Origin of the sequence: Okeania sp. KiyG1, assembly GCF_014132355.1 — a bacterium.
Taxonomy (GTDB): domain Bacteria; phylum Cyanobacteriota; class Cyanobacteriia; order Cyanobacteriales; family Microcoleaceae; genus Okeania.
This window is the reverse complement of record NZ_BLZO01000171.1, coordinates 23,464-49,068: the sequence shown is the minus strand read 5'-3', so window position 1 is coordinate 49,068 and position 25,605 is coordinate 23,464. Positions and strand designations below refer to the sequence as shown.

General features: G+C 35.6%; 24 protein-coding genes and 1 pseudogene. 7 read left to right on the top strand and 18 right to left on the bottom strand.

Going from position 1 to position 25,605, the window contains the following annotated elements; all coding sequences use genetic code 11:
• Positions 1–870: 870 nt before the first annotated feature.
• Both SAGCYANO_RS37610 and SAGCYANO_RS37605 read right to left on the bottom strand, forming a co-directional pair.
• A complete protein-coding gene (locus SAGCYANO_RS37610) occupies positions 871–1,161 on the bottom strand; it encodes a hypothetical protein (RefSeq protein ID WP_202224696.1) in 291 nt (96 codons plus the stop codon).
• 90 nt (positions 1,162–1,251) lie between these two features.
• Positions 1,252–1,920 carry a phosphoribosyltransferase gene (locus SAGCYANO_RS37605; RefSeq protein WP_202224695.1) on the bottom strand — a complete coding sequence of 223 codons (669 nt, stop codon included), beginning with the start codon at positions 1,918–1,920 and terminating at the stop codon, positions 1,252–1,254.
• A 333-nt stretch (positions 1,921–2,253) separates the two neighbouring features.
• Here SAGCYANO_RS37605 and SAGCYANO_RS37600 point away from each other — a divergent pair, with 333 nt between their 5' ends.
• The gene (locus SAGCYANO_RS37600) at positions 2,254–2,982 is read left to right on the top strand and encodes a uracil-DNA glycosylase family protein (protein WP_202224694.1); all 729 of its coding nucleotides are present in this window, start codon (positions 2,254–2,256) and stop codon (positions 2,980–2,982) included.
• Between the two features lie 374 nt (positions 2,983–3,356).
• On the opposite strand, the gene SAGCYANO_RS37595 is transcribed toward SAGCYANO_RS37600, so the two are convergent.
• The 6 genes from SAGCYANO_RS37595 to tyrS form a co-directional block, all read right to left on the bottom strand.
• Positions 3,357–3,590, bottom strand: a complete 234-nt coding sequence (locus SAGCYANO_RS37595) for a DUF167 domain-containing protein (RefSeq protein WP_202224693.1) — start codon at positions 3,588–3,590, stop codon at positions 3,357–3,359.
• 198 nt (positions 3,591–3,788) lie between these two features.
• Complete coding sequence (locus SAGCYANO_RS37590) at positions 3,789–4,454, bottom strand: hypothetical protein (protein WP_237397067.1); 666 nt, start codon at positions 4,452–4,454, stop codon at positions 3,789–3,791.
• A 630-nt stretch (positions 4,455–5,084) separates the two neighbouring features.
• Complete coding sequence (pyrF, locus tag SAGCYANO_RS37585) at positions 5,085–5,789, bottom strand: orotidine-5'-phosphate decarboxylase (protein WP_202224691.1); 705 nt, start codon at positions 5,787–5,789, stop codon at positions 5,085–5,087.
• Positions 5,779–6,189, bottom strand: coding sequence for an RNA-guided endonuclease InsQ/TnpB family protein (locus SAGCYANO_RS51040; protein WP_375340066.1), 411 nt, complete (start codon positions 6,187–6,189; stop codon positions 5,779–5,781). The genes pyrF and SAGCYANO_RS51040 overlap by 11 nt, the downstream gene beginning before the upstream one ends.
• Positions 6,190–6,208: 19 nt before the next feature.
• Entirely contained in the window at positions 6,209–7,120 is a 912-nt protein-coding gene (locus SAGCYANO_RS37580) for an RNA-guided endonuclease InsQ/TnpB family protein (protein ID WP_375340065.1), read from the bottom strand.
• 368 nt (positions 7,121–7,488) lie between these two features.
• Positions 7,489–8,706, bottom strand: a complete 1,218-nt coding sequence (tyrS, locus tag SAGCYANO_RS37575; RefSeq protein ID WP_202224743.1) for a tyrosine--tRNA ligase — start codon at positions 8,704–8,706, stop codon at positions 7,489–7,491.
• Positions 8,707–8,931: 225 nt separating this feature from the next.
• On the opposite strand from tyrS, the gene SAGCYANO_RS46585 reads away from it, so the two are divergent.
• The 5 genes and pseudogenes from SAGCYANO_RS46585 to SAGCYANO_RS37560 all read left to right on the top strand — a co-directional run bounded on the left by SAGCYANO_RS46585 (position 8,932) and on the right by SAGCYANO_RS37560 (position 12,233).
• Complete coding sequence (locus SAGCYANO_RS46585; protein WP_237397066.1) at positions 8,932–9,492, top strand: transposase; 561 nt, start codon at positions 8,932–8,934, stop codon at positions 9,490–9,492.
• Positions 9,479–9,739: a transposase gene (locus SAGCYANO_RS46580; protein ID WP_237397080.1), complete on the top strand. Its 261-nt coding sequence runs from the start codon at positions 9,479–9,481 to the stop codon at positions 9,737–9,739. Before SAGCYANO_RS46585 ends, SAGCYANO_RS46580 begins: the two co-directional genes overlap by 14 nt.
• A pseudogene (locus tag SAGCYANO_RS49715) lies at positions 9,705–9,794 on the top strand (hypothetical protein); the annotation flags it as partial. The gene SAGCYANO_RS46580 and the pseudogene SAGCYANO_RS49715, both read left to right, overlap by 35 nt.
• Before the next feature lie 6 nt (positions 9,795–9,800).
• The gene (locus tag SAGCYANO_RS46570; protein WP_237397065.1) at positions 9,801–9,971 is read left to right on the top strand and encodes a hypothetical protein; all 171 of its coding nucleotides are present in this window, start codon (positions 9,801–9,803) and stop codon (positions 9,969–9,971) included.
• Positions 9,972–10,298: 327 nt separating this feature from the next.
• Positions 10,299–12,233 carry a transglycosylase domain-containing protein gene (locus tag SAGCYANO_RS37560; protein ID WP_375340064.1) on the top strand — a complete coding sequence of 645 codons (1,935 nt, stop codon included), beginning with the start codon at positions 10,299–10,301 and terminating at the stop codon, positions 12,231–12,233.
• Between the two features lie 153 nt (positions 12,234–12,386).
• Here SAGCYANO_RS37560 and SAGCYANO_RS37555 read toward each other — a convergent pair whose 3' ends face one another.
• From SAGCYANO_RS37555 to SAGCYANO_RS37520, 9 genes are all read right to left on the bottom strand, one after another.
• Positions 12,387–12,692, bottom strand: coding sequence for a zinc ribbon domain-containing protein (locus SAGCYANO_RS37555; RefSeq protein ID WP_202224690.1), 306 nt, complete (start codon positions 12,690–12,692; stop codon positions 12,387–12,389).
• 184 nt (positions 12,693–12,876) lie between these two features.
• Positions 12,877–13,026: a hypothetical protein gene (locus SAGCYANO_RS37550; protein WP_202224689.1), complete on the bottom strand. Its 150-nt coding sequence runs from the start codon at positions 13,024–13,026 to the stop codon at positions 12,877–12,879.
• A 120-nt stretch (positions 13,027–13,146) separates the two neighbouring features.
• On the bottom strand, positions 13,147–13,488 hold the full coding sequence (locus SAGCYANO_RS37545) for a transposase (RefSeq protein ID WP_202224688.1): 342 nt from the start codon (positions 13,486–13,488) through the stop codon (positions 13,147–13,149).
• 747 nt (positions 13,489–14,235) lie between these two features.
• A complete protein-coding gene (locus SAGCYANO_RS37540; protein WP_375340069.1) occupies positions 14,236–14,577 on the bottom strand; it encodes a DUF1825 family protein in 342 nt (113 codons plus the stop codon).
• 590 nt (positions 14,578–15,167) lie between these two features.
• A complete protein-coding gene (gene dtd / locus SAGCYANO_RS37535) occupies positions 15,168–15,638 on the bottom strand; it encodes a D-aminoacyl-tRNA deacylase (protein ID WP_202224739.1) in 471 nt (156 codons plus the stop codon).
• A gap of 1,119 nt (positions 15,639–16,757) precedes the next feature.
• Positions 16,758–17,894: a GTP-binding protein gene (locus tag SAGCYANO_RS37530; protein WP_202224687.1), complete on the bottom strand. Its 1,137-nt coding sequence runs from the start codon at positions 17,892–17,894 to the stop codon at positions 16,758–16,760.
• A gap of 230 nt (positions 17,895–18,124) precedes the next feature.
• On the bottom strand, positions 18,125–18,613 hold the full coding sequence (locus SAGCYANO_RS48540) for an RNA-guided endonuclease TnpB family protein (protein ID WP_255502859.1): 489 nt from the start codon (positions 18,611–18,613) through the stop codon (positions 18,125–18,127).
• Positions 18,614–18,639: 26 nt separating this feature from the next.
• Positions 18,640–19,317: an RNA-guided endonuclease TnpB family protein gene (locus tag SAGCYANO_RS48535; RefSeq protein ID WP_255502858.1), complete on the bottom strand. Its 678-nt coding sequence runs from the start codon at positions 19,315–19,317 to the stop codon at positions 18,640–18,642.
• 252 nt (positions 19,318–19,569) lie between these two features.
• A complete protein-coding gene (locus tag SAGCYANO_RS37520; protein WP_202224686.1) occupies positions 19,570–20,769 on the bottom strand; it encodes a glycosyltransferase in 1,200 nt (399 codons plus the stop codon).
• Between the two features lie 1,164 nt (positions 20,770–21,933).
• On the opposite strand from SAGCYANO_RS37520, the gene SAGCYANO_RS37515 reads away from it, so the two are divergent.
• Positions 21,934–23,349: a hybrid sensor histidine kinase/response regulator gene (locus tag SAGCYANO_RS37515; protein ID WP_202224685.1), complete on the top strand. Its 1,416-nt coding sequence runs from the start codon at positions 21,934–21,936 to the stop codon at positions 23,347–23,349.
• 639 nt (positions 23,350–23,988) lie between these two features.
• Here the strand turns inward: SAGCYANO_RS37515 and SAGCYANO_RS37510 are convergent.
• Positions 23,989–24,288 carry a hypothetical protein gene (locus tag SAGCYANO_RS37510; protein WP_202224684.1) on the bottom strand — a complete coding sequence of 100 codons (300 nt, stop codon included), beginning with the start codon at positions 24,286–24,288 and terminating at the stop codon, positions 23,989–23,991.
• Positions 24,289–25,605: the final 1,317 nt, after the last annotated feature.

Sequence of the window (25,605 nt, the reverse complement as noted above, 5' to 3'; positions counted from 1 at the left end):
TTTGATAAATGTTTTCTACAAATACTTGAACTGTTTCTAGTAGCCAATAGTCAGTAGAAAGAACTATTATTATCATTTTTGACCCTAAAATAATTCTATTCTGCTAAATAAACATCTGACTTTAACCATTTTTGTTGACCAAACTATTCGTAACATTCTTTTTTCTGGAGTTTAGACTAATTGAACAGCTCAAACCACCAAACTATTACCCTGATGGGATTTGAGACTTAACGGATGTCTATTTAAATAAAAGGGGAAAAGGGTTACTAAACTAAGGGTTCCAGCCAATTAAATAGAATTTAGTCTAAACTCCAGTTTTTTCAAAATGGTATAAAAGATAGGTGATTTCAATAATTAATAATTAGGGCTTGCTGATTAAATCTAAAAGCATTGACATATAAATAATTTAGCCTTTTTTGTGTCGAAAAAAGTGCGCCTATTTCAGTCTAAAAGGCTCAAAAAGTTAGTATTTTAGGCGCATAGTTGGGCAGAAAAATCTTGGGACAAAACTTAGCTCCTACCTGCTCTAAATTTCCATTTCTCCTTTCTTCCCCTCCCCCTCCTAGGAGGGGCGAGGGGTGGGTTGTCTCCTATCTCCTACCCTTACCCATCAGACTTTTTCAGCAAGCCCTAATTAACAATTACTTTAGTTTATAAATCAGCTCTAAAGTAATTTCAAATTTTGTTAAGATTTCTAAATCAAACAAGCAATCAAAACTCAAAAAGTATTAATTAAATCAAGATCAAACAAATCGACAACTTTCAAATATTAGACTTATTCCAAAAGCTAGGAACTGGAAATAGAAAAGATATATATACCAAGCAGGAAGAAAAAAGATTTAATTTTGAATTTTGTAAGAAGTTTATTCTTTAACGAATTAAATCAGCAAAACTAAAAGTGCTAAGAATTAATAATAGTACGGCTGTAAATTGGGAAGCTTGTATTTGAGGAGATGGTGTCAGTGCTTCTCTAACTAAAATAGAAATAGAAGAACCCATTACATAACTCAGACATAATACTAAATATTGCCATTTATCTGTAACACTCCAACACAATAGTAATATTATGGCAAAGACTAACATTATTAACTCGATAAAGCCCGGTGGATTATACTGTATACCACTCCTAATATTTTCAAACCACAGTTGTAAAATTCTCATATTTTTGGCATTAAATCAAATCACAAAATTACGATTAATTACTAGAAAAAAAGAATGCATAGTAATCCAAAATCAAAAAAAATTGTATTCTCACAACCATTCAGTCTGTTGCTGGAGACAAGCCAAAGCAACCTCCATTTCCACCTGAGAAAACTCAGCATAAAATCGACTCACACTCAAAAAAGGCCGAGGAGTTTCCAATACAATTAAGCGATCGCAACAATCTTCCAAAAATTTAACCAATTCTGGTGGAGCAACTGGCACAGATATCCAGACAGCATTCGGCTTCTGCAACTTAATAGACTTTAACGCAGCTATCATAGTCATACCCGTAGCTATACCGTCATCAACTAAAATTACTAACCTACCTAGAGGAATAACTTCAGGCTTTCCACCACTAAGACATTCTAATTGAGACTGTGCTTTTTCCCTTGCTCTTTCAATTATAGTCTTTTGGACTTGTAAATTCCTTGGTTTGTGCCTCGACCACACTATACAACCATCCGCTGTCACAGCACCAAGAGCCAATTCTGGATTATCCGGTAAAGTAATTTTCTTCGCCACCACCACACTCAAAGGACAACCCAACCGACGCGCAACCATCACTGCTACTGGCAACCCCCCTCTTGGTAGACCATAGACAATAGGCTTAATCATCCACTCAGTAGTCAAATTCATTTGACAGAAATCTGAAAAAATAACCTCAGCCAATTTTTCTCCCGCATCAGTGCGGTCTCGAAATATGGGAATAGATGACATAATTTTCTCCAGCTACTGGCACTTACCAATGGATAATGGATAATTGATAATTGATAATTAATCGAATCTAGGTTTAAAGCCTCTCTCTCCTTTTAAGGAGAAAAAAGCGGTCGAGGGATGGTGAGGTCTCCTAGCTGTCCGACCATCGACCAAGATAAGAAATCAGATTTCCTTATATTCAATTCCGTAATGGTTAAAATCCGAGGTAATTATCCATTATTCATTATCCATTATCAATTAATGAAATTTTACCTAATGGCCTTCAAGTTGAGACTTTCTACCCAAAACTTTAGAGTAAATATATAGTAGCAATTGATTCCTCAATCTCCTTTCATGTCTAACGAAAAACAACTTAGTCTCTTTGACTGGTCAAACAATAATGATTATTCAGAATCTACCTCTGATTCAGACTTCGACTCCAAGCTTATTCCCACAGATGCTAAAATTCCCATTCCATCAGAAACATATCAAACAATGGAGCAAATAGCAGTCCATTGTAACCAATGTTGCAGATGTGAACTAGGAGAAAACCGTACCAATGCTGTCATTGGTAGAGGAAACCCCCAGGCAGAAATTATGATTATTGGCGAAGCACCCGGTCAAAATGAAGACGAACAAGGTTTACCATTCGTTGGTAGGTCTGGGCAACTACTGGACAAAATTTTGGAGTCGGTGGAGCTAAGTAGCGATCGCCACGTTTATATTTCTAATGCTATTAGATGTAGGCCACCAGAAAATCGGACTCCGACAACTCAAGAAATAGAAGCTTGTAAACCATACTTACTAGAGCAAATACGTCTTGTAGACCCGAAAATTATTCTTTTAACTGGAGCAACGGCAGTTAAAGCTTTGACTGGTGAGAAACGAGGTATTACTAAAATTAGAGGCCAATGGTTGGAATGGGAAGGACGACTTTGTATGCCCATTTTTCATCCAGCTTATCTTTTGCGAAATCCTTCTCGGGATCCAGGCAAACCAAAGTGGTTAATGTGGCAAGATATTCAGGCAGTTAAACAAAAATTAGATGAATTAGAAGGTGAAAATAATTCCATAGATTTTTGAACAAGGAGCTAGAAAAAGTCGAAGAAGTTTTCCCCAACTAATTAAAACTGTATGCAAATGTGAGGTGGGAACTGAAACAAAATAGCTTTTACCTAGGCAAAACCCTAATGACTATAGTTTTCTACTACCTCCTAATACCTTCTAACTTCTAGTAGTACCCCACCCTTGTCATCAAGAAACTAAAGTAACATTTCAATAGACAAAAATAATATCACTATAACAGCAGACACCCCAGAACCAAGCTTAGTAATAGCTTAGATCGCCCTAGGTGGTTTAATGTTAGGCACCACTAGAAAAGCGAAAGCCTAAAGAGCTTCTTGATATGAAGATAGGGGAAAATTCTTCTTCTTCTCACTTCTAAGCAAAACAACTTATTAAATTTCTGGTAGAGGCATCTCAATCAATTTATTTTTTGAATATAAACCCGATCTAATCGTAACTTCTGATTTTTTTACATTAAACTTTTTTGCCAATAGTTTGATTAATTCTTGATTAGCTTTACCATCTACAGGCGGAGATTTCAAACATACTTTGAAACTACCATCTAATTCTGCTTCAATACTTTGTTTTTGAGAATTTGGTTTAACTTTTACTTTGAAAATAACCATGATTAAGTTACCAATAAAAATTTACATAAATTCCACCCTAAAAGTCATAACTCATTTCTAATTTTGACCCCTGTCTCCTCTGTTATTCAATATTTTGTTGTTGAGAATTCAGTTTAACTTTCAGCTTGAAAATAGCCCTAATTAACTCACAAATAAAAAATTACATAAATTCCACCAGAAAAATTAAGAGTTCATGCCTCATTCTGACTCCTGACTCCTGTCTTCTGACTCCTGAATCCTATGTTCAAAATAACATTTTTCTAACCAAACTCTAATACCTCTAGCAAATACTCCATTACTACTATCTTCTGGTTGTGGTGGTAAATTTTCTGGGAAACTTTCTTCTATAGAAAACATATTAACTAACTCCCATTGTCTCTGACTTTTTTTCAGAAATAACCAATGAAATTGTTGTAATTCAACTACCTGGTCATCTCGATATTGCCTTTCTAAAGTAGTCAGGAAAATTTGATTAATATCCTCCTGAAAAAAAGGCAGATCATCTATCGGTAAAGGTTCAAACTCAGGACGACCTGCTATAACTATATTCCGTTCTAAATAATCTTCATTGGATTGGCGATCACGTTGAATTTCACGATTAACATAACCCGGCAAGTCTAATATTAAATCTGCCATGAGAATTTCTAAATCTTCAGAATTTTCCGGGCAAGTAGATTTTGGTTTGAGTGGCTCAGTTGATTCTCTTTTTTCTATTCTAGGTCTTCTAGGTTTTCTCGGTCGTCTTTTTCTGACCATCAAATAATTGTCAATGGTCAAAAATAGGGAATTAGGTAGGGAATTAGGTAAAGATAAATCGTTACTAACTGTACTAATAATCGTGATTATAGAAATGAATATTTTCAAATAAAATAGCATTCAACTTTAGGATTTTCAGATTGATATTTCCATTTCCCTGAAAGTTATCATGTCTGAAAAATATTTAATGTTCAGCAGTTTTTTCCAAAAATTTAATAAGTTGGAGGATTTGAGAAATTCCTAACGGTAATTAATCGCCACTGTTATAGCAATATTTTTGTAATTTTTATGAGTGATGGCTTAGAAGTAAAGGCAATTTATCATTTTATGAAGCTCAAAAAAATCGAAAGATATTTAGCCTTGCATTCTGCCAAAAATTTTGATAGTATGTAATCATTGGGAGGCGTTTGCTTCGCATAACTATCGTTAACGCACCTACGCATGACTTTTTGTTCAACTCAAATCAGAGTACTATTTAGGGCTTGCTGATTAAACCTAAACGTCTTTAAAGATAAAGGTAAGTGCCTTTTTGGGTCTGTAATACCTTGGTTTTCAGCTCTTAATGCTCAAAAATTTACCATTTTAGGCAAAAGTTGGGCAAAAAAAAATTACTTTCCTGCTCCTCTACTCCCCCGCTCCCCTACTCCTAAAAAAAGACTTTTTCAGCAAACCCTATTTATGTGAAGTGATGTTTGAAACGATCGATCATCAAACATAATATTTTTAGAAAAAAGCCCCTTAAATTTCCTGACAAATGCGCTCCAAAGCCCCTTTTGGGTCAGTAGCAGCAGTAATAGGTCGGCCAATAACAAGATAATCAGCACCAGCCTTAATAGCCTGACCAGGAGTAAGCGATCGCTTCTGGTCTCCTTTATCTGCCCAAGTTGGCCTCACTCCGGGACAAACCAACACAAAATCATCACCACAAACCCGTCTCAACTGTTCCACCTCTTGAGGAGAACAAACCGCCCCACCTAAACCAGATTCCTGAGCCAACAAAGCCATCTGCAAAGCATACTCTGGCAACTCCAGAGGAATTTTGAGGTCAAAAGCCACATCACGAGAAGTCAAACTGGTCAAAATAGTAATAGCGATTAACCTCGGTGGGTTTTCTCCTGTAACTTTTGCCCCTTCCACAACAGCATCTTGAGCAGCAGTCAAAGCCACTCTGCCAGCAGTAGAATGGATGGTCAACAAATCGACACCATAACTAGCAGCAGCTCGACAAGCTCCAGCAACAGTATTAGGAATATCGTGAAACTTTAAATCCAGAAAAATCTGCTTCTGACGTTCTTTGAGAATTGAGATAATTTTAGGGCCACAACTAACAAACAATTCTAGACCGACTTTCCACCAGATTATTTCCGGTAATTGGTCTATCAGAGCGATCGCTGCTACCTCAGTCGGAACATCCAACGGGACAATAATTTTATTAATATTCATCAATTTCGTTAGTATTGTTTAACTTTCGGTAGCTTATTTTTGGGCAATCAAACAAAAAAAGTGACATCTCCCACACTAAGCTGACGCTATAGTCTGGGCTTCTCGTTTCGCAGCCCCGGTATCCCGTCGGGCAAGCGCGTGCTTTAAAGACGGAATGCCCTACCGCCCTATTTTTGATATTTATCGCTGCATTCAAGTCACGGTCTATCGCAACACCACAATGTGGACAAGAATGAGTTCTTTGCGATAATTCTTTAGGGACTTTTTCCCCACAATTTGAGCAATCTTGGCTAGTATTTTTGGGGTTTACTGCTATGGTTTTCTGTCCAGCATTTCCGGCTTTGACAGTCAAAATAGTTAGAAATTTTCCCCATCCAGCATCATTAATTGATTTACTCAAACGGGTCTTTGCTAGCCCTTTAATATTTAAGTTTGCCTCCGGCACGCCGCTCCGCGTCTACATGGGCAATAACTTCAGCTTTTGATAACAATTCATTGGCTGTTTTGAAATGAAAATCTTTACGTTTATCGGCAACCTTTTTATGTTGTTTGGCTACAGCTTTAACAGCCTTGAGCCTCCTTTTACTTCCTTTTTTCTTTCGAGATAAACGTTTCTGTAAAGTTTTTAATCGCTTCTGAGATGAGCGATAGTATTGAGGTATGGGGACAGATTCTCCTTCACTTGTTACTAAGAATTCTTTCAAACCCATATCAATTCCCAGAGTGTTTTTTAGTGTAGGTTCAACTTTAGTTGTTAAAGCTGGAACTGATTTGTTTTCTAAGGATAAAGTAATGTAATAACCATCTGCTTTACGACTAATCGTCACTGTTTTAATTTGAAAACCATTAGGTAAAGGCCGATGTTGAATCAACTTTATATTGCCAATTTTGGGCAAATTAATTTTATTTCCTTCAATACAGTTTTGTTTGATTTGAGGATAAGTAAAACTGCGATAACGTCCTTTTCCTTTAAATCTTGGTTTCCCTAATTTCTGGCCATTTTTGTCTGCCTTAAACCATCTATCAAAGGCAAGTTTTACCCGTTTTATGCAATCCTGTAAAACTTGAGAATGAATTAGCTTGTATTCACAAAACTTATCTTTGGTATTGACCAAATCTCGTTTTTGAGAGTAATAATCTGGAATTTCTCTTAGTTGAGGAATGGGCATCACCAAGGGGCAAGCATTAACCGGACAGCGATTTTCTTCCCACCACGAGAACCGCTCCCCTAACCTATAGTTGTACTGCCGACGCAACAATTCCAACCACAATTCTATAGTGGCTAACTGTTCTTTGTTTGGCCTTAATTTATATTGGTAGGCAGTGCGCATGGTGGAAAATTTCCAGGGTTATAGGCAAGATCATAATACAAATTTTTCAACCAGGGCGAAAGCTTCTGGTAGGATATTTGCAAATTAAATGAGCATCGAACCCATTCAATTTGCTGCCGATTCATCTAACACCAAATCTGCATAAATATGGTGTGAGGCTTCTCGGCGATTCAGCTAATTTTTTGAGACTTTGAGTCTGAGTATTCAGTATCAGAAATTCGAGGGTTGTCTATTTCTGGGCAGTCAAAGAAAAAAAACTAAGACGTTGTAGTTTTGAGTCATTTCTACCTAGAGATTTTCCCCTCCCTGTGAGTCAGAATTTTTGTCTACTAATTTGTTCAGACTGTGAGTCTAAACAAAAGTATTGATTAATTTTTAACCAAGCGGACAAAATTTTTCTTACCTACCCTTAGAACTTTACCATCAAGGTCTGCCGGGGAGTCAAAAGTCAAATTCTGGTCTGAAATACGGTCGTCATCCAAACGTACAGCTCCCCCAGCAATTTTTTTCCTAGCTTCAGAACTACTCTTACACAAACCACTAGCACTAACAACATAAAACAACTTCGCTGGAAACTCCACATTAGCCAAAGAAAACTCTGGCACTGCCTCAGTTTGACTCATATCTCCCTCAAGCACCACCTTCAAAGCCGTTTTTTGAGCCAACAAAGCAGCTTCCCTACCGTGGTACTGAGATGCAATATCCAAGGCCAACAACTTTTGTCTTTCACGAGGATTTTCTGGCAGAGTCTCAAGAGCTAAATTTGTCAATAATTCAAAATACTGCTCTATCTGGTCATCAGGAATTTTTTCCAACTTAGAATACATACTCAGAGAGTCTTCCGATAAACCCACATAATTTCCCAGAGACTTAGACATTTTCTGTACCCCATCAGTCCCCAACAAAATCGGCATCAACAGACCAAACTGAGTTTTTTTACCAAAATGCCGTTGTAAATCTCGTCCCACAGCAATATTAAACTTTTGGTCAGTACCCCCCAACTCCACATCAGCATCCACAGCCACAGAATCATAACCTTGCATCAAAGGATAAAGAAACTCATGGATATAAATTGGGCTTTCCTGCTGATAACGAAGAGCAAAACCCTCCTTAGCCAACATCTGCCCCACCGTCATTGTTGCCAAAAGCTCCAGAATATTTGCCAAATCTAATTTAGAAAGCCATTCTGAGTTGTAGCGAATTTCTAAGCGCCCTGGCGTGTCAAAATCTAATATAGGCCGGACTTGCTCTAAATAAGTTTTGGCATTTTCCCGCACCTGTTCGGAAGTTAACTGTTTTCGGACTTCAGATTTCCCTGTAGGGTCGCCAATTCTTGCAGTAAAATCTCCTATGATTAATACTGCTGTATGTCCAGCATCCTGAAATGCTCGGAGTTTACGAACCGGGATACTATGACCTAAATGGATATCTGCTCCAGTGGGGTCAATTCCTAATTTAACTCGCAAAGGTCGGTCTGATTTGGCCAATCTTTGCAGTAAGTTTTCATCAGGGTTTGTAGAATCTGGTCTATCTGGAAAAATTTCACTGATACCGCGACGCAGCCATGTAAATTTATCAGTCATCATCATAAACTTTCGGTTAAGTGGGAAACCACCGTCTTTTAAGAGGTGGATGGAAACGACAGGCGCGGGTTTTCACCCGTAGTCAATTTGACATTTTTCGAGGTTTTCACTAATATATATACTATACAGCGAAAGTAAATTATGTATCTTACCCAAAAGAACAAAATTAGAAACCTGTCTAGCCAGGAGTTTAAAGCCTTAAGGCAATTGTGCAGATTGACCAAGAATATGTACAATGTAGGCCTTTATTCTGTACGACAGTTTTATTTTGCTGAGGGTGGATATCTCAGATACGAGTCAAATTACCATTACTGCAAAGATAACGAAAATTATCAACTACTTCAAACTGATATTGCACAGCAAACTTTAAAAGTTGTAGATAGGTCTTTTAAGTCATTTTTTAACTTAATCCAGAAAGCTCAGGAAAGTCTATATCGTTGGGAACAAATACGAATACCTAGATACCTCAAAAAAGAAGGGTATTTTCCTTTAATCATACCTCGAATTAAGGTGAAAAATGGGTATTTTAACATCCCAATGTCTATAAAATTCAAGGCTGAATATGGTGCAGTCAAAATTCCATTTCCAGAAAGATTAGTAGGTAAAAACCTGAAGGAAGTTAGAATAATTCCTAGATATGATGCTAGGTTTTTTGAGGTAGAATTTATTACAGAAGATGAACCACAGCAGATAGTAAAATCTGACAATGCTTTAGCAATAGACCTGTGGTCTAGACAATCTAGCAACTTGTGTATCAAATACTGGGTCATCGTTTATTTTAGACGGTAGAAAACTTAAATCAATCAACCAGTGGTACAACAAGGAAAATTCTAGATTACAGTCTATAAAGGATAAACAAAGCATCAAAGATTTAACCAAAAAGCAAGTCAGCATAACAGTAAATCGGAACAATAAAGTTAGAGATTACCTGAATAAAGCAGCTAGATATTTAATCAACTGGTGTAGTGAAAACAAGATATTTACTATTGTTGTTGGCGTAAATCACCGAGATCAAACAAAGTATCAATTTAGGTAAAAAAACTAACCAAAAATTTGTACAAATACCACACCATAGTTTCAGGTTTAAACTAAAAGCTATGTGTGATAGGTATGGATTAACCTATATAGAACAGGAGGAGTCTTATACCTCTAAGGCTAGTTTTTTAGACGGCGATCGGATACCTGTTTACAATGCTGATAACCCAAGTGAATACAGTTTTAGTGGCAAACGAGTCAAACGCGGTTTGTACAAAACTAAGCAAGAATAAATTGATAAATGCAGATTGTAACGGTGCTGCAAATATTGGAGTCAAAAGCAACCTTAATGGGGTTTACCCCGGACAGACGCTTAGGCATCTTTGGCTATGCCATTAAGGGTAAAATTTGACGTGGATTTATCCCGGCAAATTTGTGACCCTTAAGAATCCACGCGGATTTATCCCGTGGAGTGTCAATTACTTTTAGTTTATTGATATAGCTTTACTTTGGGGGGTTAAATTAAATTTAGAGCAACTATGGTTTAAGTTATCCAGCAATCCTATATTTAGTCTTTAGTCATCTAAAATTTGAAATTTAGTCAAGGAAATTAAATCAAAGTGTCCACTAACGCCCTCCCACATAAGCAAACTACAAAATCTCATTCTGAAATTTCACCAGTCTTTGAATTTGTTCAATCTGTCAGTAAGGTGACAGCAGGTACTGTACTAGGCATTACCATGTTAACTAGCTCATTAGTGGCTGGTGGACTGGTAGGTTTAGCAATCAGCTTTCGTAATCTACCGGATGTTCGAGTTCTAAAAAATTACACACCTTCAGAAACAACTCACATATATGATGTCAAAGGTAGACCATTAGCAAGTCTCCACGACGAGGCCAACCGAGAAGTCATACCCCTAAACCAAATTTCTCCAGACTTAAAACGAGCAGTTCTAGCGATCGAGGATAGTAACTTCTACAACCACTACGGAATCTATCCTATTGGAATTATGCGTGCTTTTGTGGCCAACTTAGAGCGGGGTAGAACTGTTGAAGGTGGTTCTACTATTACTATGCAGTTGGTGAAAAATTTGTTTCTCTCCCCCACAGCCAAACTCAGTAGGAAAGTGGCTGAAGCAGTTTTGGCAATTAGGATGGAACAAATTCTCGATAAAAACGAAATTTTAGAATTGTACCTCAATCAAATTTACTGGGGTCATAATCTCTATGGAGTTGAAACTGCAGCAAAAAGCTATTTTAATAAGTCGTCCAAGGATTTAACTTTAGCTGAAGCTGCCTTGATGGCAGGTATGATTCCTGCGCCAGAAGAATATAGTCCATTTATTAATTACCAAAAATCCAAGCAACGCCAGGCCACTGTTTTAGCAAGACTGCGCGAACTTAATTGGATTACTGCTGAAGAGGAAGCGGAGGCTCTCAAGCAACCATTATTAGTGGGTAAAGTTACCTCTTTTCGTCAGAGTGAACTTCCTTATATTACTGAGGCAGTTGTTCAGGAGTTAACTGAAAGGTTTGGTAAAGATGCTGTTCTTAAAGGAGGAATGCGGATACAAACGACCATTGATATGAATTTCCAACGGATGGCTGAAAGAACTGTGACTGAATGGCATCAAATTTTATATTACCGTGGGACTTATCGGAGTTGGGACAAAGGTCAAATGGCATTAGTGGCAGTTGACCCCCGCACCCACTTTGTGCGGGCCATGGTTGGTGGGGCAGATTTTAAGAGTAGTCAATATAATCGTGCTGTTCAAGCTCGCAGACAACCAGGTTCTGCTTTTAAGCCTTTTGTTTATTACACTGCTTTTGCTTCGGGTAGATATTCCCCATATTCAATTGTGTCTGATACTCGAGTTAGTTATCCAGATGGTAATGGTTATTACACTCCTCGAAATTATGGTGGTGGATATTCTGGCTCTGTTAGTATTCGTAAGGCTTTGGAGTCTTCTTTGAATATACCAGCGGTGAAAATTGGTCAATATGTTGGACTTAATAAGGTAATTGAGGTTTGTCGCATTCTAGGAATTAAGAGTCCGATGGAACCTGTTATTTCTTTACCACTTGGTTCGGTTGATTTGACACCTCTGGAGATGGCTGGTGCTTATGCGACTTTTGCTAATAATGGTTGGCATTCTGATACTACTTTTATTGTGCAGGTGACAGATACCAGTGGAAATGTGTTGTTGGACAATACTCCTAAACCTAAGTTGGTTTTAAATCAATGGGCTGTCGCGTCACTTAATAGTGTATTGGTGGGGGTAATAGAACGAGGTACTGCTACTAGGGCTAAGATTGGTCGTCAGGCTGCTGGAAAAACTGGTACTACTTCTTCTGAGCGAGATGTTTGGTTTGTAGGTTATACGCCTCAGTTGGCAACTGCTGTTTGGGTGGGCAATGATGATTATCGGCCTCTAAACTATGGTGCTACTGGTGGTACTACTGTTGCACCGATCTGGCGTGATTTTATGAACCAAGCTTTGAGAGGCCAGCGTCGCGAATATTTTCCTCCAGCATATAAGTTTGATAGGCCTTGACACTCCCGCCGTTAAATCGCTCGATTATAAGGGGGGATTCTTGTTTCTCAGATTCGTAAGCTTGGTAACAAATCAAACAAGTTGAGTTGTACCCCCGCCAGACCATCTCCACAAGCTTTCTCTTTAAACCGCGTGCCCCACGGCTATTAAACCTCACCCACCCCTCTTGCTCGCCTCCCGGGAGGGGATGGGGTTGGGTGCAGCAGCTACATCACGATTTATTTGATATCCGCAGTTGCTGCAATTGTGATTTCTCTGTGAGAGTTTTTTCTTGTTTCTATGCCCACATTTAGGACATTCTTGAGAGGTATAATTCTTATCAACTTTGGCATAATACTTGCCTCGGCTCCAGCAGATATAAGGAAGTATTTCATTAATAAATTGACCGATACCACTGTCATTAGATTGTTTTCTGACAATACCTCGCTTACCAAGATTTAAAGTTAATATCTTCAACAAAAATATTGTCTGTTAAATCACAAAGTTGATGAGCTAGTTTGAAATGCCAATCATGTCTAGTATTAGCTATTTTTTCATGTAGTATAGCTATTTTCCATACGAAGTTTTAACCAATTATTTGACCCCTTCTTTTTTTTCTTAAGTCTTCTTTGCAGCAATTGTAGGGGCGAATGGCCATTCGCCCCTACCGTAGTTGACTCAATAAAAACTTAGGAGACTTGATTAATTTTCCAGTTGAAGTGGCTACAAAGCTTTCTATCCCTGCATCTATTCCTAATGACTTTTTACCTACTGGATTATCCGGAGCTGACTCTGATGAAGTAAAAGTAATCATCAAATAATAACCAGTTGCTTTTTTGACTATCCTAGCTTGTTTAGCTTGAAAAACATCTGAATATTGTCTACTTTGTCTAATTTTTATCCAACCTAGTTTAGGTAGTTTAACTCTATTATTTTATAAGCAATTCTTGAGCATTGCAGAAAAGACAAAACTTCTCAATTTTTTCTTAAATCTCGGAAAACCTTTACCAAGAGATTTCATATCAGAAAAAGCTCTATCCAAAGTCTTTAAAGTTTGTTGTAAAACTTGAGCATTTTCATGTCGGCTCTTAGCCGAAACTGACTTTAATCTAGGATGAGTTTTTTTAGCTATTGTGAGGTTTTTTGCTTGATGATTGTAATTAGTATAAGCTGCATCAGCAGGAATAATATATTCAGAAACAATTGAACAACTATTAATTGGTGATTTCCTTGAACGTAACCAATCTTTACGCTCTCTCAAAGCATAATTGTACACACTTTTACCGAATAATTAATAATTCAATAATTCAATAATTCAATAATTCAGGTTTAAAGCCTCCCCTTTCAAGGGGAAAAAAGCGGTCGAGGGATGGCGAGGAAACCTGCGCCATATCCAATCGACCAAGAGAATAAATTTTTCCTTTTATTCAATCCTCTTCCTTTTAGGGAGAGGTAATTATCAATTATCAATTATCAATTATCAATTATTGAAAGACATCAAGCATAAGATTAAGATCAGCTTCCTGTTGCTTATTGGGCAAAAGGTTTGTACTGGTAAGTCAAAGTAATCATTGACAATCTATTACTTTCTGAACATACTGATATTTTATTGTAGCTTTAGTAATTTGCCAATGGCTTAGAAGAAATAATTTAATGTTAAGATTAACGGATGATGGAAAGTCTAGACTAAAATATTATGCAAGAGTAATGCAAGTATCAATGTCGGAAATAATTCAAGGCTATTGTAAAAACCTGCCAAAGCAACCTAAAATAGGAATTCACTACCGCTCAATTAATTTTATAGCTGCAATTCATATCCCGCTAAATCGAAGATTATAACGGTAGATAAATTGCAACATTTTCAGATAGATTGAAAGTGAATCCCCATCGCTTAAAATCATACGGCCATTCAGCCAAGGAAAGAAAACCGTTTATTCCTATAGTTTCAAAAAGTAAATAGTTTTTCCTAAACTGTTTAAAATAATTTGCTTAAAATATTAAATAGTTATTTTTAGTGATTCAATTAAGACTGTTTTTCTAATTCCGACTTCATTCTTTCTAAAGTAGTGTGCATTTGATCGAACATTTGTTGAGGACTAATGCCAAATTGATTTAACTGAGTTTTAAGTTGTTCCATAGTCATTTGAGCCATGAAATCTTCTGATAATTCAAAACGCTTCATAAAAATGCGGTAGCGCTCCATAATAGATTCCATCTTTTCAATATAAATCTTTTTACCTTCTCGGTCGAACTTACCATAGTCACTTCCTACCTTAATTAAGGATTGATAATCCTCAAATAATTGTTTAGCTTCCTGTTGAACTACTTCTGAATCAAAAATCCCATAGCTTTCCTTATTTAAAATCTGAAATTATATTAACTAAATTTTTAAGTTTAGAAATACCCTAATTTAACAATTGTGATATTAACATGACACCTGTTTGTTAGGTAAATCCATTACTTATAGTACTATAACATTAATTTTGTCTCGACCATTGAAAAAAAATGGTGTGGAAATACCCCTATCTTGGTTCGTCAACCCGAAATTTTATTAATCGCATTTATATAGAGTTTACATTTAAGTTATGAAAATCCTTTTGAGAAAAAGTAAATAGGCAACAGAGAATAGAGAATTAAGTATAGAAATATTTTTGTGGTGGAAAAAATAGCTTTATTCATAGATATTTCATTAAATAGGGTTTGCTGATTAAATATCAAAGCATTAACTGATATTGGTTTGAAGAATTTTAGGTACTGAAAAAGTACCAGCTTTTCAGTTGATGGAGCAGAAAAAGTGAGGATGCGTGGGGTAATTATGAGAGAAAAACTAAGGGGCAATGATGAATGACTACCTCTTCTACAACTCCCCTGAATTCTAACTCTTAACTACTGCCTACTCCCTAACCTAACAAAAAGACTTTATGAGCGCGAACCCTAATTATTAATTATTAATTATTAATTATTAATTGTTGAAGTAGATTCTCTTTCTAACAAGAGAGTTACCGGACCGTCATTATCAATTTCAACTTCCATCATTGCTCCAAATATACCAGTTTCTACCTTTAAGGAACTCAATTTTAATCGGTCTAAAAATAACTGGTAAAGTTGTTTAGCAACTTCAGGAGATGCTGCATTATCAAAAGATGGACGGCGACCTTTGCGACAGTCTCCATAAAGAGTAAATTGACTAATTATTAACAATTCACCATTAATATCTTTGACTGATTTTTCCCAACGATTATTATTACTATCTGGGTCAGGAAATAAACGAATCTCTAAACATTTACGCACCATCCAATCTATTTCTACTTCAGTATCAGTAGTCGCAATACCTACAAGTAAATTTAATCCTTTGCCAATTTTACCGACAATTTCTCCATTTACTTTTACTTGAGAAAAATTCACTCTTTGGATAATAATTCGCATAACAAAAAAGTTAAAAGTTAAAAATAATTTTTCTTCTGGCAAAGAAGAAACTAGGGAGCAATAATAAATCTAAATTAGTATAATTTATCGAAAAATTGTGGTCTAAAGCCTCCCCTTTTAAGGTGATAAAAAAAGATAATTCCGTATTTTATTGCCTCCTTATTGCAGAGGTACTGAAGTCCGCAGTTCCTCCAGAGGATGCTAATACCATTTCTCAAAAACTTTTCTACATTTTGTTGAGCAGGGGAGTAGGGGAGTGGGGAGTAGGGGAGAAGTAAAAAGTAAGAATAATTAACATTAACTGGGCTATTTTTAGCAAAAAGGTGATTTTACCTGTTTTGATTAATTAATAACTGAAGTTTTACCCAAGTATAGCGTTACTTTTAGGAATTGGTATAACTGATAACTGATAACTGAAATTATCTTCGGTAGAGGGGAGTAGGGATTCAACAACTAATAATTAATAATTACCGATTTCATAATCTTTTGATTTTGGGTTTAATACCCCGCCGTCTACAGGGTGTTGACAAGCTTGTTGGGGTTATAAAACAGGAAGTAGTAGGTTGTTTACTATCCCCGTCGATTCAGTTGTTCGGTCTTTCCTTCTTTCTTCTTTCTTCTTAAATTAAATAACTAATAAGTCAGATTCAGTAATGTTTTTAGGCATTATTTCTATAAAGTCAAGATATCTTATTCGTTGTTTTCCTACTCCCTACTCCCTACTCCCTGCTCTCAAGAAGATGTAGCAAAAATGCGTGAATTGGGTATTATTCAGTTAGATTTAGGAAACCAAGAAATTTGCTCATTATTAAACATTAAATTATTTCCTCATTCCTAAATTTTTAACTTTTGCTTTTCATCTCACTATAATAATTAGACATTTCCTCCAAAAAAGGGAAGAGGGAACGGGTAACAGAGAGAAATAATTGATAATTTATGGATAATAATTGATTTTATTTGGTATTTTTGGAGATGTCTATTTTCCTAGGCAAAATCAATGTGCAGCACTTCCTACCCTAGAAAAAGAAGAGAGAAAGTATTTTTGGCTTGTAGGAATTTAAAGTCAAATTTATTACCTTCTTCCTTCTTCCTTCTTTCTTCTTCCTTCTGAATGACTTTTTAAGAAATAACACAGTTTTCTAATTGCGATCGCAACTGATCGTGGTCTAAATTTTGACCAATCAAAACTAACTGATTTTTTGGAGAACCTTTCCACTCATCATCATTAATAGTAAACCGCTTACCACTCAAATGAAAAATATGTCGTAGAGGGCTTTCTTCAAACCACAAAATTCCCTTTGCTCGGAAAATATTTGCAGGCAATTTATTATCCAAAAAATCTTGGAATTTTTTAAGAGAAAGAGGCTTATCGGTTTGAAAAGAAATAGAAGTAAAACCATCATTTTCTAAGTGGTTGGAATGATGATGATGTTCATGGTCATGGTCATGGCCGTGATGTTCATGGTCATGGTCATGGTCATGGTCGTGATGTTCATGGTCATGGTCATGGTCATGGCCGTGATGATGATGTTCATGGTCATGGTCATGGTCATGGTCGTGGTCATGGCTATGAGCTTCTTCTTTTATTTCAAAATACTTCTCCGACTCAAACAAACCCACACTGAGAATCAACGGCAAAGCCACTTGTGATTGGCTAGTCCTCATAATTCTCGCATCTTTTTTAACATCTCTAATCTTCACTTCTAATAAGTCTAAATTTTTCTGCTCAACTAGGTCAGTTTTATTTAACAAAATAATATCGCTATAAAAAATTTGACTATGTGCTGCCTGACTGTCAAACAAATCAAGACTGTAGTTAGCAGCATCGACCAAAGTAATAATTGAATCTAGGCGAGTCATATCTCGTAATTCAGTACCTAAAAAAGTTAAAGCTACTGGTAATGGGTCAGCTACACCAGTCGTTTCTACAACTATATAATCAATTTTGTCTGGTCTGTCTAAAACTTGATGAACAGCATTAACTAAATCTTCATTAATAGTGCAGCAAACACAACCATTACTAAGTTCGACCATTGTGTCATCTCCATCGGGAGAAACAATTAATTCATGATCAATACCAATTTCTCCAAATTCATTTACTAAAACCGCAGTTTTTACACCCTGTTGATTTTGCAATATATGGTTCAGTAAAGTAGTTTTACCACTACCAAGAAAACCTGTAATTATTGTTACTGGTAAACCACTTTTTGGCATATCCATATTTGAGGTATTTGATTGAGTTGTTGTTGATTGCATAATTGTCCTGTTAAATTACTTTAATGTTTATTGTTGACCAGAAGTACAATTATTTTGACACTCCCGCCGTTAAATCGCTCGATTATAACCGGGGATTCTTGTTTAACAGATTCGTAAGCTTGGTAACAAATCAAACAAGTTGAGTTGTACCCCCGTCAGACCATCTCCACAAGCTCTCTTGCTCCGTCTTTACGCGCTCGGGAACCTCAGCGCAGGCGGTGCGCTTTTCTTTAACCGCGTGCCCCACGGCTATTAAACCTCACCCACCCCTCTTGCTCCCCTCCCGGGAGGGTAGGGGTGGGTGCAGCAACTATATCACGATTTATTTGATATCCGCAGTTGCTGCAATTGTGATTTCTCTGTGAGAGTTTTTTCTTGTTTCTATGCCCACATTTAGGACATTCTTGAGAGGTATAATTCTTATCAACTTTGGCATAATACTTGCCTCGGATCCAGCAGATATAAGGCAGTATTTCATTGATAAATTGACCTATGCCAGAATCTAAAGAATGCTTTCTGACAAGACCTCTAGACCAAGATTTAAAGTTAATATCTTCAACAAAAATATTGTCTGTTAAATCGCAAAGTTGATGAGCTAATTTGAAGTGCCAATCACGTCTAGTATTAGCTATTTTTTCATGTAGTCTAGCTATTTTCCTCTGAAGTTTTAACCAATTATTTGACCCCTTGTTTTTTTTCTTAAGTCTTCTTTGCAGCAATTGTAGGGGCGAATGGCCATTCGCCCCTACCGTAGTTGACTCAATAAAAACTTAGGAGACTTGATTAACTTTCCAGTCGAAGTAGCTACAAAACTTTCTATCCCTGCATCTATCCCTAACGACTTTTTACCTACTGGATTATCTGGAGCTGACTCTGATGAAGTAAAAATAATCATCAAATAATAACCAGTTGCTTTTTTGACTATCCTAGCTTGTTTAGCTTGAAAACCATCTGGATATTGTCTACTTTGTCTAATTTTTATCCAACCTAGTTGAGGTAGTTTAACTCTATTATTGCCTAAGCAATTCTTGAGCATTGCAGGAAAAACAAAACTTCTCAATTTTTTCTTAAATCTAGGGAAGCCTTTACCAAGATATTTCATGTCAGAAAATGCTCGTTCTAAAGTCTTTAAAGTTTGTTGTAAAACTTGAGCATTAACTGACTTTAATTTAGTATTAGTCTTCTTAGCTATTGTTAGGTTTTTAGCCTGATGATTGTAATTAGGGTAAGGAGTATCAGCAGGGATAATATATTCAGAAACAATTGAACAACTATTAATTGGTGACTTTCTTGAATTTAACCAGTCTTTACGCTCTCTTAAGCCATAGTTATACACGCTTTTACAGACATCAAGCATAAGATTAATATCAGCTTCCTGTTGTTTGTTGGGCTTAAGTTTGTACTGGTAAGTCAAAGTAATCATTGACAATCTATTACTTTCTGAACATACTGATATTTTATTGTAGATTTAGTAACTTGCCAATGGTTAAAATAAATTATTATAATGGTAAGGTTAACCGATGATGGAAAGTCTAGTTCCGCGTAGCGGAAGTTAAAAGTCAAAAGTATTGCTTAGTAAGGCTTTTAGAATTTTGTAACTGGTCAGTTATTTCCGCAATCCTGCACTAGACTAATTAACCAAAAATCTCTAAATTAATATTGCCCATTGTAAATACTAAAGAATAATTGGCTCAAAAGTCGGTCTACCAAATTTTACAGACGGAATAAGCACATCTAATAATCGATCCACCACTTGCTTCCAAGTAAAATGCTGAAGTACCCATTTCGGTCCAGTTTGACGAGCATGGTCTAACAATAAAGATTTTTCAATAACTGTTTGCATTAACTCAATCAAATGCTCTTGTTCTGGTACTACACACCAGAGGGTATCTCCATCCTTTGTATAATTATTTTGGAGTTTACTATCAATTTTTAAAGCAAAGTCCGAGTTAGTAAAATCATCTGTTGGGCCACCTTTTGTACATATTACAGGCAAACCACAAGCTGTTGCTTCCAATACTGGCAAATTAAAACCTTCAGCTAAATAGGGAGAAACATAAGCATCAGCAACTTGATAAAGTTGAGCTAATTCAAAAAATGAAAGAGTTTCACCAACATAGATAATTCTAGATTTCACTTTTTCCATCTGTTCATTAGTGAGGGCAACTTTGCTAGCCTTGAGAATAGAATCTTGAGAAGGAAAAATAGCATCCCTACCTTTAAGGATAAGTTTAGTATCTGGATAACGCTCAACAATGGTGGCAAATGCTTTGAGTAAGCGTCCCACTCCTTGACTACTATTGCACATCACCCCAATATTGAGAAACACAAAATAGTTATGAATGCCCAATTTTTGGCGGAGGATAGTTCTCTGAGAAGTTGGTAAAGGATGATAAATATCAGGGTTGACACCAAGAGGGACAACAGCAACACGACTTTCTTGAGCACCACTGCGAATAAAACCGTCTTTTGACCAGTGGGAGGGGGTAATAATAATTGCATCTCCTTGAGCATGAGCTTCTGCAAAAGATTTTACACCCATTCCGTTAACAATAGATTTGCTCACAATACCCCATTCAGTACAAGCAAAAACTGCTGTTCGTTTGCTCGTGGAGAAACTGAGATTAAAAGGAGCATATATCCGTAATGTGGCATCAGCAGTTTTTTGAGGAGATGGTTTAGGGATGTTGCGTAATGCTATTTCTGCATTAGGAGAAAATAAACCTGTGACGGGTTGCCAACTTTTGCTAATGTAAGGCATATCCTGATGATAAATTTGTAGATGTTTTCGGTTCAGCATTTCTAGTAGTTGGAATTGATTTACGATCGCATAAGAATGGGGTAAAAAACGCCAACCTTGGATGATAATATGCAATGGGTTAATACTCCTAAATATTCTGATTTTTAGTAGTCATAGTTGAGATTTTTAGTAAGCATTTTCTGCGGAATGCGGCGCAAACAGCTAGCTCGCATTTCCATTTGTTATGCTGCGCAAACAGATGCATGAAGGTACAGAACTTACTAAGGTTAGCTTGTTACCTTTTTCTTTCGGTGCGAAATGTTGCGTCAACATAATTTTCAATTCTCCTTCTCAGATAATAAGTTAATAAGTTAATAAGTTAATAACTGAATGCTGAATGCTGAATGCTTAGGATTTTTACAGCATTGTATCTATCTCAATACAAAAATTCATACAATCGTAATTATACTATTGTGAAAATTTTTGATAAAGAATTACTCTTATTTTAATAAAAATGTTAACATGATTAATAATACAATAAAAAATTAATTTTTTTTATGAGTATAAGTAGTATTTAGGGAAATAATAAGTAGCTGGAAAAAAGTAATTATAAAGTAAGTATTCAGCGGTCAGCTATCAGCTATAAGTTATTAGATCATTATCGCACTGAAGGAGGAATTAGTCTCCAAGGAGTGAAATATGTTTGCTTCCGCATTCCGCACCGAAAGAAAAAGGTTATCTGATAACCTTAGTAAGTTATTAGGTTCAAAAGCTGATAACGCAGTTCCTCTGTAAGAGGCTAGCTGACTGCTAATAGCTGTTTGCGCCGCATGACAAACGGAAATGCTTGTAAGCATTCAGCAGTCAGCCATCAGCTAGCCTCCTATGGTCGTAACTATGTTATCAGCTATGTGTTATAAACTCATTATCATACTAGAAGGGAATTATCCACCAAGGAGAATTAAAGTTCATTAATTAAATTGCCCATAACCTAACCTCAGTTATTGTTTGAATATTTTCATGCATCTGATTGCTGTTTGCGGAGCATGACAAACGGAAATGCGAGCTAGCTGAATGCTTACAAATGCTTACATTATAAATGATCTGATATTTACTTTTATTTTGTTATCAATAAATCTAGTTAATTCATAAAATCAAGAATTTTTGAGAATAATTGGGTGCATTTTAATCTTGATTTATATTCCTGATTTCCTATTGGTAATGCTCATAAAAAATTGTACTGAATCAAGTCTAAAACTTATGTAGTTTGAACTAATAAAAAACATCAAAGGAGTTTCCATGAATCAAAAAAAAGAACACACAATTATGGTGGTAGATAATGAATATCGAAACGCCAATTTAATATTGAATGTATTAAAAAAGTCTGGTTTTAATGTCATTGTAGTAGAGGATGGAGCAAGTGCAATTGAGAAGGCAAAAAATGTATTACCAGATTTGATTTTATTAGATATACTCATGCCAGGAATAGATGGTTTTGAGGTTTGTAGAACTTTGCAAGCTTCAGAAAGAACTAAAAATATTCCTGTTATTTTTATGACTTCACTTTCTGAATCTACTGAAAAAATAAAAGGTTTAAATTTAGGAGCTGTAGACTATATTGTTAAACCGTTTAAAGCAGAAGAACTTTTATCTAGAATAAATATACATATACGCTTACAAAAAGAGATAAAAAAACGGACGGCAGCACAAATAGAATTGCAAAAATCTGCATCGGAACTGGAAGATAAAGTACAGGCAAGAACTGCGGAACTTTCTCAATCTTTAGAAGAACTTCAAGCAGCTCAATTGCAACTAATTAACAGTGAAAAAATGTCTAACATTGGGGCATTAGTTGCTGGTATTGCCCATGAATTAAATAATCCAGTTAGTATAGCTGTCGGTAATGTTAATTTAGCGGAAACATATCTCACAGCAATTATTAGCCACATTAAATTATATCAAAAACAATTTCCTGACCCTGGTCTAATAATTGAAAAAGATGCAGAAGAAAAGGATATAGATTTTATGATTGAAGAGCTACCAAAAATATTATCTTCCGTACAAAAAGCAAGCGATCGCATAAGTAAAATTAGTGTATCATTGCGAAGTTTTGCTAGGGAAGATAGTACCTCGAAAGTATCTTTTGATATTAATGAAGGCATAGATAATACTCTGATAATTTTACAGCATCGACTCAAAGCTAATCACCAGCGTCCCGCAATTAAAATTGTCAAAAATTATGGAAATTTACCTCAGATTAATTGTTACCCAAATACCTTAAATCAAGTTTTTATGAGTTTGTTAGTAAATACAATTAATTATTTAGAAGAATATAACCATAAAAAATTTAAAACTTATCAAGAAATTCTGCAAAATCCAAATCGAATTACTATTACGACTTCAATTATTGAATCCTATGGAGTAGAAATTAGAATAGCTAACAATGGACTGGGAATAGTGGAAAACCTCAAAGATAAACTATATGAAGCTTTTGAAAATACCAATACTAACAGTAAAGTCAGCAACTTAGGATTATCTATGAGTCACTTAATTATAGTCAATAAGCATGGAGGAAAATTGGAATGTAATTCTATTTGTGAAAAAGGAACAGAATTTGTGATTAAATTACCAAATCAAAAAAGAAAAAAAGTTAGAAATAATTGGATAAATTTTACTCTAAATATATTGATAATACTCTTGATTATCTACTTTTGATTTATACCAGTAGACTGCTAATTTATTATTTGTCAGATTATTTTTTTAATTTATTCCCTACAATAATAAATTGACATATTTGACCGTAAAAATTTTATATTTTAATTTTAGTAAGCATTTCCTGTGGAATGCTTACTAATTTTATACTTGAATTTAATTATCTATAAGCATTTAATACTTAATATTAAACACTTTTCATCTAGTTGTATAGACATTCTATGTTAAACTTATTAAAGTAATATTATACTTAACTTAGGTAGCACTTCAATTATTAAGTAATTAAAACAGAAAGAATCACCTTTTTGATAATTAGCACCCTAGAAGCGCATTAATTATTATTATTATATTTACTTCTCGCTCTTGGACGTTGCATGAAATGTCCCTACCTACTCCCCTACTCCCCTACTTAATAATGTGGCGATCGCTCTAGTTTTAATGAAGTTAAATGTATTTGCTACTTTAGAAAAAGCGTAAATATTAAAACTATTGCTGTGGGAGCATAAGTACCTCATGACAGCGGGAAGTTCTGTAGCTGTCGAAGGAAAGGGTGTGGAAGTATCAAAAATTTCAAACTGAGACAACGCCAGACTTTTCGCTCCTTCGGTCCTTCCTTCTTCCTTCTTGCTTCTGCTATATCAGTTATTTAAATTTAGAAACTGCACTATCAAAAGCTCCGTGTAAATCATTCCAAGCCTTTTCAAAACCAACTTTTACATCTTTCCATGCTTGCTCGCTTGAGTTTTGTAGTTCCTGAAATTTCACTTTGACTGCATCACGCTTAGTGGACAATTCTTCTATCTTTTTGTAATAATTAATCGCAACATCAGCTTTAGCTTGTTTAGCTTTAGCTTTCATTTCATCAATTTGAGCATTAAGTTTATCAATTTGAGCTTTTGTTTTAGCTTCGTATGCTTGTTTTGTTTCTGGTTTATTTGTCATAATTTTGACTTGATATGATTTAATTGAAAACTATGTTTTTATCAAAAAATAGACTAATACTTTGACTTCTCAGACAGATTTAAAAGTTAGCGAATTGCCAGAATAACTAGCTCTGATTAGTTAACTGAGTTACTAAGAATCTGAAAGAATATATATTGTCTATTTTATTTATGTATGATTGTAATAATTGCTCGAGTTTTTGTCAATAATACATGACAATATATAACAATATGTCAAGATTTATTTTCTTCAACCTTTAAATAAATTAAACTGCCCGATATGAATATAGATTTAGTTATATCCATAGAGGTAAACAGGTTAGCTGAAATCATTACTGGATAATATTTTTGAAAGGCATCAGGTAAAAAGCTTAAAGTCAATTATAATCACAAACGAATGTTGCTATTTTAACAATAAAAACCAGGGTATATGGGATTGAGTCAATATCAAGAAAATTATAAGTTTTTAAGAGAGTGGAACAAGACTGCCGTAAATTACCCCCCGGATATTTGTCTGCATCAGCTATTTGAAGCGCAAGTAGAACGAACTCCGAAAAAAAATTATTGGCTCCAAAAACAGACGCAAAGCAGTAAAAAAACTAGCCAAAGTCCACAAATTGACTGGAGTACCATTCTCCTGGCTAGAGCTAAAGAACTCAAATCTGGAGGTCAAATCGTAACCGCTAACTTATGAAAAAAAAATCCTTGGTCAGTGGTCTTCTGTGTTTGCGCAGCATGACCTAGGAAAGCAGGAAGCTAGCTCCAAAGCTCATGCAACCATGTATGGGTAAGTTTGGGTGATTTTAGTAGAACGGTGTATTGGAATATTTTTCCATCTTTTCGGTTTATTTCCTATCTCCACAGATGACTCAAAGATACCAAATGGCTTCTATAATTAAACTATTGCAAAATAAATTTTAGATGAAGTAGGAAGGGTGGCGATAGTGCTACGCACCGCTACGCGATCGCCCTATGGCAGGTTGATCATTAATTAAACCGTTGAGTGAACCTCACGTTCAGATATTAGCTGAAAAACTGAATTTTTTTTTAACCATGGAAAACTGAGGAAAACTGATACCATGCAGATTGGACAAAGCTAGAAAAAAAGCTGAGACTAGGCTTTAAGGATTCAGTATCAGCTCAGAACAATATAATTTAAATTAATATCATGTCCGGATAATTAGTGATAAAAAAAACTTTCTCCTTTTCCTCCTCTTTATTTTTTATTCTTCTTTCTTACTTTTTGCTTCCCTCCTGACTCCTGATGACTGACTCCTGAGGACTCCGTCGTTTATTTATAAGTATTCAACCGGACATG